We start from the raw sequence: 14607 nt of genomic DNA on the forward strand, positions 1-14607 counted from the left end.
CAGGGTCTGGACGGCTCGTGGAGGAGGGCGACGGCCGAGTGAACGCCGTCCACGTGCTTGAGCAGCCCCGCCGCCGCTCCGTCGTCCAGCCCCGTGACCGCCACCGGCAACCCGACGCAGATCCGGTCCAGCATCGACCGTACGATCACGGCCAGCCCCTCCGCCGGGGTGCCGCGCACGTCGCCGTACCGGTGGGCCCGGACCATCGCGGGCAGCGCCGCCATGAGATGCGTGACGTCGGTGTCCAGGGCCGCCTTGGCCGACAGCGCCGCCAGCACCTCGGGCAGCGCCTCCGGTAGTTCGGCCAGCAGGCACTGCTCGACCAGCGACGTCAGATCCGCCAGTGCCGCCGGCTCCGCCGCCGCCAGTCCTCTGGCCCGCTGGGTGGCGGCGGCCGCCACGGTGGTGCCGAGCGCGGCGTGTTCGATGAGCGCCAGGTCGTGCTCCGGCCGCCACCGCAACGACCAGGTCTCCCTGAACGTGCCCTTCCCCCGCGCCTGCCCCATCGTCCCCCAGTCGACGCCGAGCAGGCGCAGGCGGTGTAGCAGGTGGCTGCGGTCAAGGTCGAGCGGCTTGCGCAGGTCGAGGTCGATCTCCCGGTCGAGTGCCTCTGGCTTGAGTCTGAGCCGCCGCTGCTGCTCGCGCAGGTCGCGCTGGATCGGCACCATGGGCGTGCCGTCGCCGACGTGGCCGAGCCGGTCGCCGACGACCATGCGCCGCTGGATCAGCTCCACGGCCAGGTCGTCGCCCTCGCACAACACGGCCCTGGCCGCCTCAGTGACCTCGCCGAGCCCGGCCAGCGGCCTGCCGCGCAGGGCCGCGAGACCGTGCGCGAGGCGTACGGACTCGATGACGTGCGCGGACGACACCGGCAGGCCCTCGTCGCGCAGCACCCCCGCGGCCCCGGTCAGCCACCGCTCCACGGGCCGGTCGGGCGCGTCGAACAGGTGGTGGTACCAGCCGGGCGAGGAGATCCCCGCGCCGTAGCCGCTCCACGAGGCCAGCCGCCCGTACGTCCACGGCACCCACGTCAGCTCCGCCTTCACCTTCGGCAGGCCGCGCAGCAGCGCGTTGTCCGCGCCGACCAGAGGCAAGGGCGCCGCCAGCGCGGGCACGTGCCAGGCACCGCAGATCACCGCGATCCGCCCGTAGCCCTGCCTGATCGCCGCGCGGAGGGTCTTGCGCATGTACGCCTCGCGCCTGGCCTCCCGCTCGTCCGGCTGGTGGCCCTCGCGCACCGCGGCCATGGCCTCGGCGATCACCGCGAAGGGTGTGTCGCCGCGGTGCTCGACGACGTCCTCCCACCAGCGTTCCGGGTCGTCGTATCCGGCGGCCGCGGCCAGCGTCCCGATGGGATCGGCCCGCAGGCCCGGCACCTTCTCGTCGCCGTCACCTGCCAGCGAATGGGCGGCGGGCAGATCGCAGAAGCGCACCGGGACGCCGGCGGACGTGCCGTACAGGATGGCCTGCCATTCGGGTGAGAACGCCGCGAACGGCCAGAACGCCGCGCGCGACGGTTGTCCCGGCACGTGGGCGAGCAGCGCGACGGGCGGCTCCATGCCGGGGGCGAGTGAGACGATCGGATCGGCCTCCGGCGGGCCCTCGATGAGGATCGCGTCGGGCCGCAGCCGCTCCAGCTCGTCGCGCACGGCCCGCGCCGAGCCCGGCCCGTGGTGGCGTACGCCCAGGACGAAAACGTCCGCCCGCCCTGCCCTCAGCGCACCCGCGGCGCCGGCCGCCCGCCCTGCGCCCGGTGCGCCGGCGGGCCCGGAGCCGGCCGCCTGGCCGGCGGCGCCCCGCGTATCGGCCGGCCCGGGGATGGCCGTCTGACCGTCCCCCGGCACGCCCGGCATCCCGGGGGACGGTGCGCGGGGCGTGTCGTCGCCCGCGGGTGGGCGGGTGTTCATGAGACCTCGCGGCAGGCGCGGTAGAAGTCGCGCCACTCCGACCGCTCGCGTACGACGGTCTCCAGGTATTCGCGCCACACCACCCGGTCCGACACCGGCTCCTGGACCACCGCGCCCACGATCCCGGCCGCCACGTCGGACGGGCGCAGCACCCCGTCACCGAAGTGCGCGGCCAGCGCGATACCGTTGGTGAGGACGGAGATCGCCTCGGCCGTGGACAGGGTGCCGCTGGGCGACTTGACCTTGGTGCGGCCGTCTTCGGTGACGCCCGTGCGCAGCTCTCTGAACACCGTCACCACCCGGCGGATCTCCGCCAGTCCCGTCGTCGTCTCGGGCAGCTCCAGAGAGGCGCCGAGCTGGGTGACGCGGCGGGCGACGATGTCCACCTCCTCCTCGGCGGTGGCGGGTACGGGCAGCACCACCGTGTTGAAGCGGCGGCGCAGCGCGCTGGACAGCTCGTTGACGCCCCGGTCACGGTCGTTGGCGGTGGCGATGACGTTGAAGCCGCGTTCGGCCTGGACCTCGCGGTTGAGCTCGGGGATCGGCAGCGTCTTCTCCGACAGCACGGTGATCAGGGCGTCTTGTACGTCGGACGGCATGCGGGTGAGCTCCTCGACGCGGGCCACGCGGCCCTCGGCCATCGCGCGCATCACGGGCGACGGGGTCAGCGCCTCGATCGACGGGCCCTCGGCCAGCAGCCTCGCGTAGTTCCAGCCATACCTGATGGCTTCTTCGGCGGTGCCCGCGGTGCCCTGCACGAGCAGCGTCGAGTCGCCGCTGATGGCCGCTGCCAGGTGCTCTGACAGCCACGTCTTCGCGGTGCCGGGCACCCCGAGCAGCAGCAGCGCGCGGTCGGTAGCCAGCGTGGCGACGGCGACCTCGACGATGCGCCGCGCGCCCACGTATTTCGGGGTGATGCGCTCACCGTCGCCCAGGATGTAGGTGGTGACGGCCCACGGGGACAGCTTCCAGCCGGGCGGCCTCGGCCGGTCGTCGTCCTTGGCGAGGAGGGCCAACTCCTCGGCGTACTGGTCTTCCGCGTGCGGGCGCAGAACGGTCATGCGCCCTCCTTCGCCGGTCGTTCCATGGTCTCCTCGCTCCACTCATTCACGGAAAGTTCGTTGTACATGTCGGCACGGAAACGCAGCAGGGCGGCGACCTGCTGGATGGACTCCACGGGCGAGTAGCTCTCGGCCAGCGGGAACAGGGCTGGGTCGATGTGCTCGCCGGCCAGCTTGACCAGCTCGCCGAGGTTCCACGGTTGCGTGGTGGCCACCTTCACGATCTTGCGGAGCACGGCCGTGGCCAGTTCGTCGCGCCAGTGGGACGAGACACCGCCCAGCACCATGATCAACTGGCTGTCCAGGTCATGCTTTCTCACGAAATCAGCGGCGAGCTCCTGCTGCTCGCCGGGCGGAAGGCATTCGAGAAGGTCCGCGATCGGATCCCAGCCGAACATCGCCCGCGCCCACTCCGGGTCCTTCTGCAGCACGGCGGCGCGCACCCAGGCCGCCTTCACCTCGGCGTCCCAGTCGAGGATCGTCATCTGGAGCAGCCTGGCGGGCGGGTGACCCCAGATCGCCAGCGGGGCGCGGGCGATGATCTGCTGCAGCCACCAGGCCCGCTCGCCGATGCCCCTGGGCGGCTTGGCCCGGACGCCGTCGCGCTCCATCGCCCTGTCGCAGGACCCCGGGGCTTCGACGGTGATGACCTTGCCGGCGATCGTCACGCACGCTCGCGCCCGCTCGGCCATGCGCTGCGACAGGCGCGACCCGGGGAGCCGGGTGAGCAGGTTGGCGGCGGCCTGGCGCACCTCCCTGCGGCGGTCGTCGAGCGCCTGCTCGAGGAACGGCTCGTCGTCCATGCTCAGCCCGTCGGCCAGCACCTCCGCGAACTCGGCCCGGTCGTCCGGCGTCTCGCTCTCCCACGTGCTCTCGAGCAGCCGCCGGGCCCGCGCGGGGTCGGCCGACCTGACGCGGCGCAGGTGAGCCCGCCGGTCCGCTGCGGAGCCCAGCTCCCAGGTCTCGCCGGTGGGCTCCTCCAGGAGGTAGGCCCAGGCGGGATTGAGCCCGGCCAGCCACCGGCCGCGCTGCCCGGCCAGTACGCCCAGGTGCACCCTGATCGAACGGTCACGGCGGCCGCGTTCGAGCAGCTCGGGCAGCGCGTACGGGGGCACCCTGCGACCGGTCGCGGCGGCCGCGGCCAGCCACTCCGCCAGCAACCGCTCCTGCTCGCCGCCCAGAATCCTCATCAGCCGCTCGGCCGCACGCCTGCCGACGGCCGGCCGTTCCTCGGCGGGCGCCTGCTCCTGCCCTTGCTCCTGCTCCCGTTCCGTGACTCCTGCGAGCGGCTGGCCCGCCCGCCGCCGCGCCACCTCCACGGCTGCGCTCGCGAGCAGATCTCCGTCGTACGGTCTGCGGTCGGTGCCCACGAGCGCCGTCGACGCCAGCTCCTCCCAGCCCGTCACAGGATCACCGCCCTTCCGTCGCCGTCCCACGCGGTCAGGGGCCGCACCCCGTGGGGCGTCCATTCGACGGCCACCGTGAGGGGGCGCCCGCCCGACACGGCGATGAGCCGCCAGGGATCGCGGGCCTTGAGGTGCAGCGGCAGGCCGCCTAGCCGGGTCCGCCCGGGCACCACACCGGCCAGGACGAGCGGCCACGACTCCATCCAGGGATCCCCCGCCAGCGCCCTGGCCACCTCGTCCAGCGCCTCTTCCGGCGACACCCCCGGCGGACCAGACCGACCGGACCCGGAAGAACCAGACGAGCCGGAGGGACCAGAAGGATTGAACGGACTGGACGGACCAGGCGGACCCGACGAACCAGAAGGACCAGGGGGACCCCACGAACCATAAGGACCGGAAGGACCGGAAGGACCGGAAGGACCAAGCGGACCCCACGAACCAGAAAGATCGGATGGACCAGGCGAACCCGACGAACCAGAGGGATCAGATGGACCGGACGGCTCGGACGGGGCAGGCGGCCTTGGCATCGCCTCGAAGCGGCCCGAGGGTTCGGGCGGCGGGACGGTGCCGTGGCGGGCGGCGACCAGGGCCCGCAGCGGGGCGGCACCCGGGTAGTAGGCGAGGTCGGCATCGATCGTGGTGCCCGTGACCAGGGAGGCGTCGAGCGACTGGCCCTGCGGGGCGAAGGAGAGGACCAGCGCGGGCCGCCCCGTGCGCCGGCCGCGCAACCAGACCTTGCGCGCCGTCAGCCGGTCCTGCACCTCGTCACGTCTGCCGAGAACGTCCCAGTGATCCCGCACGGCGGGTCTCGCCAGCACCTCTTCCCTGGTAACCGGGAACCCGGTGCGGATCAGCACGGTCTGCCCCAGGGCCGGGGGCAGCTCGGCCCGCCGCCGGTAGGCGACGGCCAGCAGGTTGAGCAGCGCGTATTCCTCCAGGAGCCGCCCCGGCCAGCCCTCCTCGGACCGGACCCGGGCCAGCCTGGAGACGATGCCCGCCACTCCGGGCGCCTGGGCGTCGATGAGCCGCTTGGCCAGACCCTCCCAGTCGTGCTCCCCGGCGCCCGCCAGCCCCTGCCGCACCTGATCGGCCAGCCACCGCTCCAGCTCCGCCAGCCCCGACGCGACCCGCCCATGGCGTACGGACTCCCCACGCGCGCCACGCCCCCGCCCGGACATCTCCTCCCCGGCAGGTTGCCCTTCCTTACCACCAGCCCGCCCGGACACCTCATCCCCGACGGGCTGCCCATCCCCGCCACGGGATCCCCCGGATGATTCCTCTCCGGCGGGCTGCCCATCCTTACCACGGGATCCCCCGGACACCTCAGCCCCGGCGGGCTGTCCGTCCCCGTCCCGCGATCGCGCGGCGCCGTCACCCGGCTGGCGGGCGCCCTCGATCTTGGCCGCCGACCTGGCCGCCCGCTCGGCGCGTGCCTTCACCCACTCGGTCACCCACTGCGGCGCCGCCTCCTGGGCGGGAACCCCGTCGGCGGACCACAGGAGCAGCAACCCGAGCGTGTGCTTGCACGGGAACTTACGGCTCGGGCAGCTGCATCGGTATGCGGGCTCGGTGAGATCGACACACGCCAGGTAGGGCTTGGCCCCGCTCCCCTTGCACTCGCCGTACAGCATCGTGCCCGTCGTGCCGCGCAACGACCATTTCCCGGGCGTCGCCACCCCTTGGGCCGCCTTCTGGGAGGAGGCGTCGGGGGCGAGAGCGAGCACCTGGTCACGGCTCCACCGTTCGATCACCTGCCGCAGACTAGCCAGCCCGACCGACATTTCGCCCCCGGGTCCGGGAGATCGCCGAAAGCGCCGCCTGACCGGGTACAGGACCACCCGAGGCTCACCCCGGCCAAGGTGCAGGTCCGCCCGAGGCCCTCCCCCGCCAACGTACAAGACCGCCCGAAGCCCACCCGGACGGACGTACAGATCATCCGAAGCCGCCGGGACGAACCCGGCAGGACCGGCCGAGGCTCCCCACGGGCGGACGGCCAGGGCCCGCGGCGCGTCTGGAATGCCCATAAACTTGGCCAGGTGGAGCTAAGGATCTACCCCAGCGGCCCATCCGTTCAGGTGGCTGACGAGGCCGCGGCGCTGGCCAGCCGGCTCGACGGGCAGCTCGTCCTCGACGGCAACCGCTTCCTGCGCAGGGACGTGACCGGTGCTCCGGTGGCGTTCGTCGAGCGGCCGCCCATCGCCGAGGCCCTCGACCTGCTCCCCCACCCCGAAGGCGGCTGGTTCAGGGAGACGTGGCGGTCGGCGGCGACGTTCCGGCCGGACGGTTACCCGGGGCACCGGGCCAGCGCCACCGGCATCTACTTCCTGCTCCAGCCGGGCGAGCAGTCGGTGCCGCACGCGGTCAGGTCGGACGAGGTCTGGCTGTGGCACCGTGGCGGGCCGCTGACCCTGACCGTCGGGGACGACACGATCACGCTCGGGCCTGACGTGGAACACGGCCAGGTGCCGCAGGCCATCGTGCCCGCCGGGGTGTGGCAATCGGCCAAGCCGGCAGGCGACGAACCGGTGCTGGTGAGCTGCATCGTGTCGCCGGGCTTCGACTTCGCCGACTTCACCGCCTGACGACCTGCCACCTGACGGCCCGACCGCCCCCGGCCTCCCGACCGCCTGACGGCCACCCCGCGCCGGCGTCGTCCATGCGAGCCGCTCGACCACGCCGCTCGGCCATGCGCGCCTTCGGGCCGTCCCGGGCCTGGGGAATGCGTTCCTCTCGTCCGGGTTGCCGTGCAGGATCGCGGAGCTCGTCCTGCGGCACACACGCGATCAGGAAACCAGTTGACGGGCGGCGCCCGAGAACGCTGATATGGGGCCGGTCCGAACAAGAAGGGTGCCCATGGGCAAGATGCATGACGAAGAGCTCGACATCGACGCCGGGCTCGTCGGCCGGTTGGTGGGCGGTCGGTTCCCGCAGTGGGCGGGCCTGCCGGTCGAGCCGTTCCCCTCGGGCGGCACGGTCAACGCGATCTTCCGGCTCGGTGACGACCTGGCCGTACGCCTGCCGCGCGTCCCGTGGGGCGTCGACGACGTGGTGAAGGAGCACCACTGGCTGCCGCGGCTCGCCCCGCTGCTGCCCGCCGAAGTCCCCACGGTGCTCGGCCTGGGCGAGCCCGCCGAGGGTTTCCCCTGGCCGTGGTACGTCTACCGCTGGCTCGACGGCGCCAACCCCGACCCGGCCCACCTCGCCGACGCCGAGTCGCTGGCCAAGGACCTGGCGCGGTTCGTCGCCGCGTTCCAGCGCATCGACCTGCCGGACGGTCCGGCCGCCTACCGGGCGGGGCCGCTGCCGGTGGTGGACGCCGATACGCGGGCCGCGATCGGCGAACTGGAAGGGCTGATCGACACCGCCGCGGCGACGGCGGCGTGGGAGGAGGCGCTGCGGGCCCCCGAGTGGGCGGGCCCTCCCGTGTGGGCGCACTCCGACCTGATGCCCGCCAACCTGCTGGTCGAGGACGGCCGGCTCGCCGCCGTGATCGACTTCGCGACCATGGGCGTGGGCGATCCCGCCTGCGACCTGATCCCGGCCTGGAACCTGCTGCCGCCCGCCGCCCGGCAGACTTTCCGCGGCGCGCTCGGCGCCGACGACGCGGCCTGGGCACGCGGGCGCGGCTGGGCGCTGTCCATGGCCTTGATCCAGCTCCCCTGCTACCGTCACACCAATCCCTCGATCGCCGCCAACGCGCGGCATGTGATCGACGCCGTGCTGGCTGGCTGACGACGCGGTTTCCTTGGGTTTTTTCCGGCGAGATGATTGTCTGTCCGGAGGAACTATGAGGAGGGCACCGGTGAGCCGTCAGATCGTTTCCGTGGTGGGTGGCAAGGAAGCCGCCGTCGCCGGCACGTACACATCGCTGAACCCGGCCCGCACGGGCGAGGTCGTGGCCCGGGTCGGGCTGGCCGACGCGGGCACGTTCGCCGCCGCCTGCCGCAGCGCCAAGGAGGCCCAGCGCGAGTGGGCCAGGGTCCCGGCCCCCGTACGCGGCCGGGTGATCGCCTCCATCGGGCGGCTGGTGGAGGCCAACGCCGAGCGGCTGGCCCGGCTGGTGACGCAGGAGATCGGCAAGCCGTACGCGGAGGCGCTGGGCGAGGTCCGGGAGATCGTCGACACCTGCGACTTCTTCCTCGGTGAAGGGCGCAGGCTGTACGGCCAGACGGTCCCGTCGGAGATGCCGGACAAGAACCTGTTCACGTTCCGCAACCCGATCGGTGTGGCGGCGGTCGTCACCGCGGGCAACTTCCCGGTCGCCGTGCCCTCGTGGTATCTGGTGCCGGCCCTGCTCTGCGGCAACGCCGTCGTCTGGAAGCCCGCCGAGTACGCCGCCGCCTCCGCGGAGGCCATGTTCCGGCTGTTCACGGCCGCTGGGCTGCCCGACGGGGTGCTGAACATCGTGTTCGCCGGCGGCGCCGACACCTTCGACGGCCTGGAGCTGGCCCTCGGCGAGGGCACCGTGCAGAAGGTCGGCTTCACCGGCTCCAGCGAGGTGGGCGGGAAGATCGGCGAGCTGACGGGGCGTCACCTGCAGTCCGCCTGCCTGGAGCTGGGCGGCAAGAACCCGATGGTGATCATGCCGGACGCGGAGCTGGATCTGGCCGTCGAGGGTGCGCTGTTCTCCGGCTTCGGCACGGCGGGCCAGCGCTGCACCAGCCTCGGCACGGTCATCGTGCACGAGAGCGTGCACGACGAGTTCGTCGAGCGGTTCGCGCGGGCGCTGCGCGCCGCCGAGATCGGCGACCCGGCGGGCGACGTGCTGGCGGGCCCGCTGCTCGACCAGAAGTTCGCCGACCGGTACGAGGAGTTCCTGACCTGGCTCCAGCCGCACCACAAGGTCGTTTCGGGAAATGTCGGGCGGATCACGAAGGACAACCCGCGCGGCGACTTCGACGGCGGCGAGGGCCTCTACTACCACCCGGTCGTCGTCGACGGCGTCCAGCCGGGCGACCGGCTGTTCCTGGAGGAGACGTTCGGCCCGATCGTGGGGGTGGCCTCGTTCGCCACGCTCGACGAGGCCATCGAGCTGGCCAACCTACCCGGCTACGGCCTGTCGAGCTCCATCTACACCACGAACGCCAAGCACGCCTTCCGGTTCCGCGAGGGCATCTCGGCCGGCATGGTCAGCGTCAACAACTCGACGTCCGGGGCCGAGGCGCACCTCCCGTTCGGCGGCAACGGCAAGTCCGGCAACGGCAGCCGCCAGTCGGGCATGTGGGTGCTCGACCAGTTCACCCGCTGGCAGTCCATGAACTGGGATCACTCGGGCAGGTTGCAGAAAGCCCAGATGGACGTCGCGGAGATCGAGCCGGACCTGGACTTCCGCCTCCCGTGACAGCCAACGGGGGCTCCTCGGCGAGGAGCCCCCGGGTTACCACGCAGGCGGGCGCGGCGGCGTCCTTGAGGCGCCGCCCGTCCCCGTGGAGGTCAGACCTGGCCGGCCTTCTCCAGCGCGGCGCAGCAGGTGCCCACCAGCAGGCGGGTGACCACGTACGGGTCGACGTTGGCGTTGGGGCGGCGGTCCTCGATGTAGCCCTTCTTGTCCACCTCGACCTGCCACGGGATGCGGACGGAGGCGCCGCGGTCGGAGACGCCGTAGGTGTACTTGTTCCACGGGGCGGTCTCGTGATGGCCGGTCAGGCGCAGCTCGATGTCGGCGCCGTACTGGGAGACGTGCTCCATCGGCTTGTCGCCCTCGCCGAGTGACTCGCAGGCGGTGATGATGGCGTCGTAGCCCTCGCGCATGGCGCGGGTGGAGAAGTTGGTGTGCGCGCCGGCGCCGTTCCAGTCGCCGCGGGCGGGCTTGGCGTCGAGCGTGGCCTCCACGCCGAACTCCTCGGCCGTCCGGTAGAGCAGGTAACGGGCGACCCACAGGTGGTCGGCGACCTCGAGAGGACCGGCCGGGCCGACCTGGAACTCCCACTGGCCGGGCATGACCTCGGCGTTGATGCCGGAGATCTTCAGGCCGGCGGCGAGGCAGCGGTCGAGGTGGAGCTCGACGATCTCGCGGCCGAACACGGCCTCGGCGCCGACACCGCAGTAGTAGTGCCCCTGCGGCGCGGGGAAGCCGCCCTCGGGAAAGCCGAGCGGCCGGCTGCCCTTGAAGAACGTGTACTCCTGCTCGATGCCGAACCAGGAGTCCTGCTCGGCGTACTGCTCGGCGATCGGGCGGAGCAGGGCGCGGGTGTTGCTCGCGTGGGGCTCGCCGTCGGTCTCCTCGACCTCGCACAACACGAGTACGTTGTCGCCGCCGCGCATCGGGTCGGGGCAGGTGAACACCGGGCGGAGCACGCGGTCGGACGCGTGGCCCTCGGCCTGGTTCGTGCTGGAGCCGTCGAAGCCCCAGACCGGAGGCTCGACCCCGTCGGACACGATCTTCGTCTTCGAGCGCAGCAGAGCCGTGGGCTCGGTGCCGTCGATCCAGATGTACTCAGCCTTGTAGCTCACGGCGGTCCTTTCGGGGTTCTTCTCAGCCACGCCGAGTCTTACGGACGGCCGTTTCCCGATTTTTGCCCGTATGTGAACGCCGTGTTAATCAGCGCAGGTCACCGCGGCAGGTCACCGCAGCAGGTCACCGCGCCAGATCACCGCGCCAGATCACCGCGCCAGATCACCGCGCCAGATCACCGCGCCAGATCACCATGGCAGGTCAGCTCTCCCGCACCGTGCCGTCGGCCTCGACGGTGAGCACGACGTTCGGGCCGCCCTCCCCGCACCCGGGACCGTTGGGAAAGCGCCCCTTCGGGGTGACCGTGACGGTGTGCTCGGCCACCGGCTCGGAGCCCGCTCCCTTGAGCGTCAGCCGTACCTCCACCGGCCGTTTCGGCAAGCCCTGGACGGTGCCGAATCCGCGCTTGTCCGCGGTCGGGACCGCGGTCACCGAGCAGGTGTCACCGTCGCAGGTCTCTTCTCCGGCCCGCCGGACCGTACGGAGTTCGGCCCTGGCCTGCCGGCAGGCGCCGTCCCAGCACGCCTCCATCTCAGCGGTGTCCGCCTGCGCGGCGACCGGCGCCTTCACCGTCACCGACACGCCGACCGGGGTGCCGATCAGCGTGCATGGCGCCCCCTCCGAGCATCCGGCCAGCGAAACGGCGAACAGGGCGGCGATGAGGGCGAGTCGATGCACACCCCTAAGACGTCGCCCGGCCCTCGCGGGTTCGACGCGCCGCGCCCCCGAGGACGGCTCCGGCCTCCAGGTTGCGGACACCGCCGACGCGCGAGCCGCCGGACCGGTGGAGGTCGCGAGCAGGTCCTTGCGGGCGAGCGTGACCTGGCCGGCGCTGAGGCTTACCGCCGCCGTGATCGGGTAGCTCATGCCAGGTCCCGAGCCCCGCCCCGAGTCGCCCCTCGCGACGGCCGACAGAGAGGAACCCCGGAGTGGACGTGCCCGCCGCGGTGTGGTGGCTGACGATCGCAGGGATCGCCGGCCTCCTGCTGTTCGACTTCATCTTCCACGTACGCAAGGCGCACATCCCCACCCTGCGCGAGGCGTCGTTCTGGTCGGCTCTGTACGTCGGCGTCGCCCTGGTGTTCGGCGTGGTCGTGTGGATCTTCGGCGGTTCCGACCCGGGAGCGGAGTATTTCGCCGGCTACGTCACGGAGAAGGCGCTGTCGGTCGACAACCTGTTCGTCTTCCTCGTCATCCTGGGCGGCTTCAAGGTTCCGCGGGCGGGCCAGCAGAAGGTGCTGCTGTTCGGCATCGTGTTCTCGCTGATCGCGAGGAGCGGGTTCATCTGGCTCGGAGCGACGCTGATCGACCGGTTCGCCTGGGTGTTCTACGTGTTCGGCCTCATCCTGCTGGTGACGGCGGGCAACCTGTTCAAGCCCGAGGGCGGGGACAGCCACACCCCCGACAACGTCATGGTCCGCATCGCCCGCAGGCTGCTGCCGGCGTCCGACACGTACGACGGCGACAAGCTGTTCACCGTCGAGAACGGCCGGCGGGTGATGACGCCCATGCTGCTCGTCATGACCGCCCTCGGCGGCACCGACATCCTGTTCGCCCTCGACTCCATCCCGGCGATCTTCGGCCTGACCCAGGACGTCTACCTCGTCTTCACCGCCACCGCGTTCTCCCTGATGGGGCTCCGGCAGCTCTACTTCCTGCTCGACGGCCTGCTCGACCGGCTGATCTACCTGTCGTACGGGCTGGCCGTCATCCTCGGCTTCATCGGCGTGAAGCTGATCCTGCACGCCCTGCACGAGAACAACGTGCCGTTCATCAACGACGGCGAGCCGGTGCCGGTGATCGAGGTCCCCACCGGGCTGTCCCTGCTGGTGATCCTCGGCGTGCTGCTGGTCACCGTGGTGGCCTCGCTGGTCAGCGGCCGGGGGCGGGCGCAGAACGCGGTCTCCGCCGCGCGCCGGCACGCGCAGGAGTACCTGGAGGTGGAGCACGACCCGGACGTGCGCGAGCAAATCTACCAGCGGCTGCTCGCCGAGGAGGAGCAGCTCAAACGCCTGCCAGAGAAGCACAGGCGGTGGATCCGGGAGGAGGAGAGCCTCATGGCGCTCCTGCGCCGCGCCCACGAGGAACACGGCCGGGCCTGACCCCTCCGCACGTGTGACGAGCCCGAGTGTCAACCCCGCGCGGGCGGCACTCCGTGATGGACTGGGCGTGCAACGTCCATGCAACCCCCGTTAAGCCAACTCAAGAGGTAGCGAAAGATGTGAGGATCCCTTGCGACAACCGGGAGCGCGCGATGACAGACCCCGCCATGGAGACCGTCGACTCCTTCGGCATGACGGCCGAGCGCCAGTTCGCCGAGGTGTGGTCGAGGACGGCCCTGTCGGACAGGGAGCGTCGCCTGCTCCTTCTCGGGCTCCTCGTCGGGCAGGGCTTCGACGAGATGACGGACGTCCAGCTTGACGCGGCCCTGCGCACCGGCGACCTCACCGAGCCCGAGCTGCGCGAGATGGTGATCTTCCTCACCCACTACGCGGGGTGGATCCGGGGGGCCAGGCTGAACGGCCAGGTCGAGGAGTTGATCGAGCGGGTCAGGCGAAGCCGGCCGGCCGGCGATCCGCCGGACCGCGACGGTCAGGCGGGCTCGATCCGGTAGAGCGGGCCCTGCAGGCTGAGCGCGTAGAGCTCGCCGTCGTGCCCCTCGCCGAACGACGACAGCTGCTCGACCTCACCGACCTCCGCCGCCTCATCGGGCCCATCGACAGGCCCATCGACAGGCGCGGCCTTGATCCAGCCGGCGCAGAAGTCGCCGTACAGCAAGCGCCCCCGCAGCCAGGGGATCTTCGTGCCGCGGTAGACCGGCCCGGCGATCACCGAGCAGTTGCCGTCCTCCCCCAGCGGGTAGACGATCACCGGCTCGGTCAGGTCGCCGCCCTCGCCGCCGTGGAAGCGCTCCTTGCCCTCGCGCAGGCTCCAGCCGTAGTTCTCGCCGCCTTCCGAGCCCGCCGGCTGGTGGTCGACCTCCTCCCACTCGTTCTGGCCGACGTCGCCGATCCACAGGTCGCCGGACTCGCGGTCGAAGGTGAACCGCCAGGGGTTGCGCAGCCCGTACGCCCAGATCTCGCCCTTGGCGCCGTTCTTGCCGGCGAACGGGTTGTCCTTGGGGATCGTGTACGGGTCTCCGCGCGGGTCGATGCGCAGGATCTTGCCGAGCAGCGTGCCGAGGTTCTGGCCGTTGCCCAGCGGGTCGCCCGCGCCGCCGCCGTCGCCGAGCGCGATGTAGAGGTGGCCGTCGGGCCCGAAGGCGAGCTGGCCGCCGTTGTGGTTGGCGAACGGCTGCTCCTGGGTGAGCACGTCACGCCTGGCCGTCGCCTTGGAGCCGTCGTAGGCCCATTCGGTGACGTGGGTGTCGCCCTGGGCGTCGGTCCAGTCGAGGTAGACCCACCGCCCGCTCGGATGGAACGCCACGCCGAGCAGCCCCTGCTCGTTGCCGCTGCTCACCTCGCGGGACAGGTCGATCACCGTGTCGCCGGCGGAGGTGCGCAGCCTGCCGGTCTGCTCGGCGACGTAGAGGCGGTCGTCCCCCTCGCGCACGGCGAACGCGACGGGTTTGTCGAACTCGCCGATCTTCGCGAACTGCAGCCGGCCCCGCTCGGCCGGCGTGGCGGTCGTGGGCGCGGACGCCGAGGGGGCGGCGGTCGCGGTGGCCGCCGGGCCGGTCGATCCGGCGGAGGGCTCAGGCGAGGGGGCCTGGGCCGAGCAGGCGGTGAGGGCCAGGAGGACGAGCACGGCCAGGACGGGGCGCACGCCGTCATCCTGCC

The 14607-nt window shown here is 72.0% G+C and carries 12 protein-coding genes; 5 read left to right on the plus strand and 7 right to left on the minus strand.

What is annotated here, in order from left to right:
- The 4 genes from E1294_RS30485 to E1294_RS56195 form a co-directional block, all read right to left on the minus strand.
- On the minus strand, nt 1-1907 hold a 1907-nt coding region (locus E1294_RS30485), incomplete at its 3' end, for a DUF5682 family protein (protein ID WP_246083384.1).
- A complete protein-coding gene (locus E1294_RS30490; RefSeq protein ID WP_132514110.1) occupies nt 1904-2968 on the minus strand; it encodes an ATP-binding protein in 1065 nt (354 codons plus the stop codon). The genes E1294_RS30490 and E1294_RS30485, both read right to left, overlap by 4 nt.
- Complete coding sequence (locus tag E1294_RS30495) at nt 2965-4374, minus strand: DUF5691 domain-containing protein (RefSeq protein WP_246083385.1); 1410 nt, start codon at nt 4372-4374, stop codon at nt 2965-2967. Before E1294_RS30495 ends, E1294_RS30490 begins: the two co-directional genes overlap by 4 nt.
- A complete protein-coding gene (locus tag E1294_RS56195; RefSeq protein ID WP_246083386.1) occupies nt 4371-6125 on the minus strand; it encodes an SWIM zinc finger family protein in 1755 nt (584 codons plus the stop codon). The genes E1294_RS30495 and E1294_RS56195 overlap by 4 nt, the downstream gene beginning before the upstream one ends.
- Nucleotides 6126-6410: 285 nt before the next feature.
- Between E1294_RS56195 and E1294_RS54835 the strand changes: the two genes are divergently transcribed.
- The 3 genes from E1294_RS54835 to E1294_RS30525 all read left to right on the plus strand — a co-directional run bounded on the left by E1294_RS54835 (nt 6411) and on the right by E1294_RS30525 (nt 9715).
- A complete protein-coding gene (locus E1294_RS54835; RefSeq protein ID WP_246083387.1) occupies nt 6411-6956 on the plus strand; it encodes a cupin domain-containing protein in 546 nt (181 codons plus the stop codon).
- 271 nt (nt 6957-7227) lie between these two features.
- Nucleotides 7228-8106, plus strand: a complete 879-nt coding sequence (locus E1294_RS30520; protein WP_246083388.1) for an aminoglycoside phosphotransferase family protein — start codon at nt 7228-7230, stop codon at nt 8104-8106.
- 70 nt (nt 8107-8176) lie between these two features.
- Entirely contained in the window at nt 8177-9715 is a 1539-nt protein-coding gene (locus E1294_RS30525) for an aldehyde dehydrogenase family protein (RefSeq protein ID WP_132514112.1), read from the plus strand.
- Nucleotides 9716-9807: 92 nt separating this feature from the next.
- Here the strand turns inward: E1294_RS30525 and glnII are convergent, their stop codons facing one another.
- Complete coding sequence (glnII, locus tag E1294_RS30530; protein WP_132514114.1) at nt 9808-10827, minus strand: glutamine synthetase; 1020 nt, start codon at nt 10825-10827, stop codon at nt 9808-9810.
- A gap of 202 nt (nt 10828-11029) precedes the next feature.
- On the minus strand, nt 11030-11695 hold the full coding sequence (locus tag E1294_RS30535) for a hypothetical protein (RefSeq protein ID WP_132514116.1): 666 nt from the start codon (nt 11693-11695) through the stop codon (nt 11030-11032).
- A 62-nt stretch (nt 11696-11757) separates the two neighbouring features.
- Here E1294_RS30535 and E1294_RS30540 point away from each other — a divergent pair, with 62 nt between their 5' ends.
- Together E1294_RS30540 and E1294_RS30545 are read left to right on the plus strand one after the other, a co-directional pair.
- Nucleotides 11758-12930: a TerC/Alx family metal homeostasis membrane protein gene (locus tag E1294_RS30540; RefSeq protein WP_132514118.1), complete on the plus strand. Its 1173-nt coding sequence runs from the start codon at nt 11758-11760 to the stop codon at nt 12928-12930.
- A gap of 152 nt (nt 12931-13082) precedes the next feature.
- Nucleotides 13083-13442 carry a carboxymuconolactone decarboxylase family protein gene (locus tag E1294_RS30545; RefSeq protein ID WP_181958579.1) on the plus strand — a complete coding sequence of 120 codons (360 nt, stop codon included), beginning with the start codon at nt 13083-13085 and terminating at the stop codon, nt 13440-13442.
- Here E1294_RS30545 and E1294_RS30550 read toward each other — a convergent pair.
- Entirely contained in the window at nt 13421-14593 is a 1173-nt protein-coding gene (locus tag E1294_RS30550; protein WP_132514120.1) for a PQQ-dependent sugar dehydrogenase, read from the minus strand. The two genes, E1294_RS30545 and E1294_RS30550, sit on opposite strands and share 22 nt — an antisense overlap.
- Nucleotides 14594-14607: the final 14 nt, after the last annotated feature.

It is taken from the genome of Nonomuraea diastatica, from assembly GCF_004349015.1.
GTDB lineage: Bacteria > Actinomycetota > Actinomycetes > Streptosporangiales > Streptosporangiaceae > Nonomuraea > Nonomuraea diastatica.

Coding starts and splice junctions, on each gene's coding strand:
- E1294_RS30490 (WP_132514110.1), bottom strand. CDS start 2,968: ATGACCGTTCTGCGCCCGCACGCGGAAGACCAGTACGCCGAGGAGTTG.
- E1294_RS30520 (WP_246083388.1), top strand. CDS start 7,228: ATGGGCAAGATGCATGACGAAGAGCTCGACATCGACGCCGGGCTCGTC.
- E1294_RS30535 (WP_132514116.1), bottom strand. CDS start 11,695: ATGAGCTACCCGATCACGGCGGCGGTAAGCCTCAGCGCCGGCCAGGTC.
- E1294_RS30545 (WP_181958579.1), top strand. CDS start 13,083: ATGACAGACCCCGCCATGGAGACCGTCGACTCCTTCGGCATGACGGCC.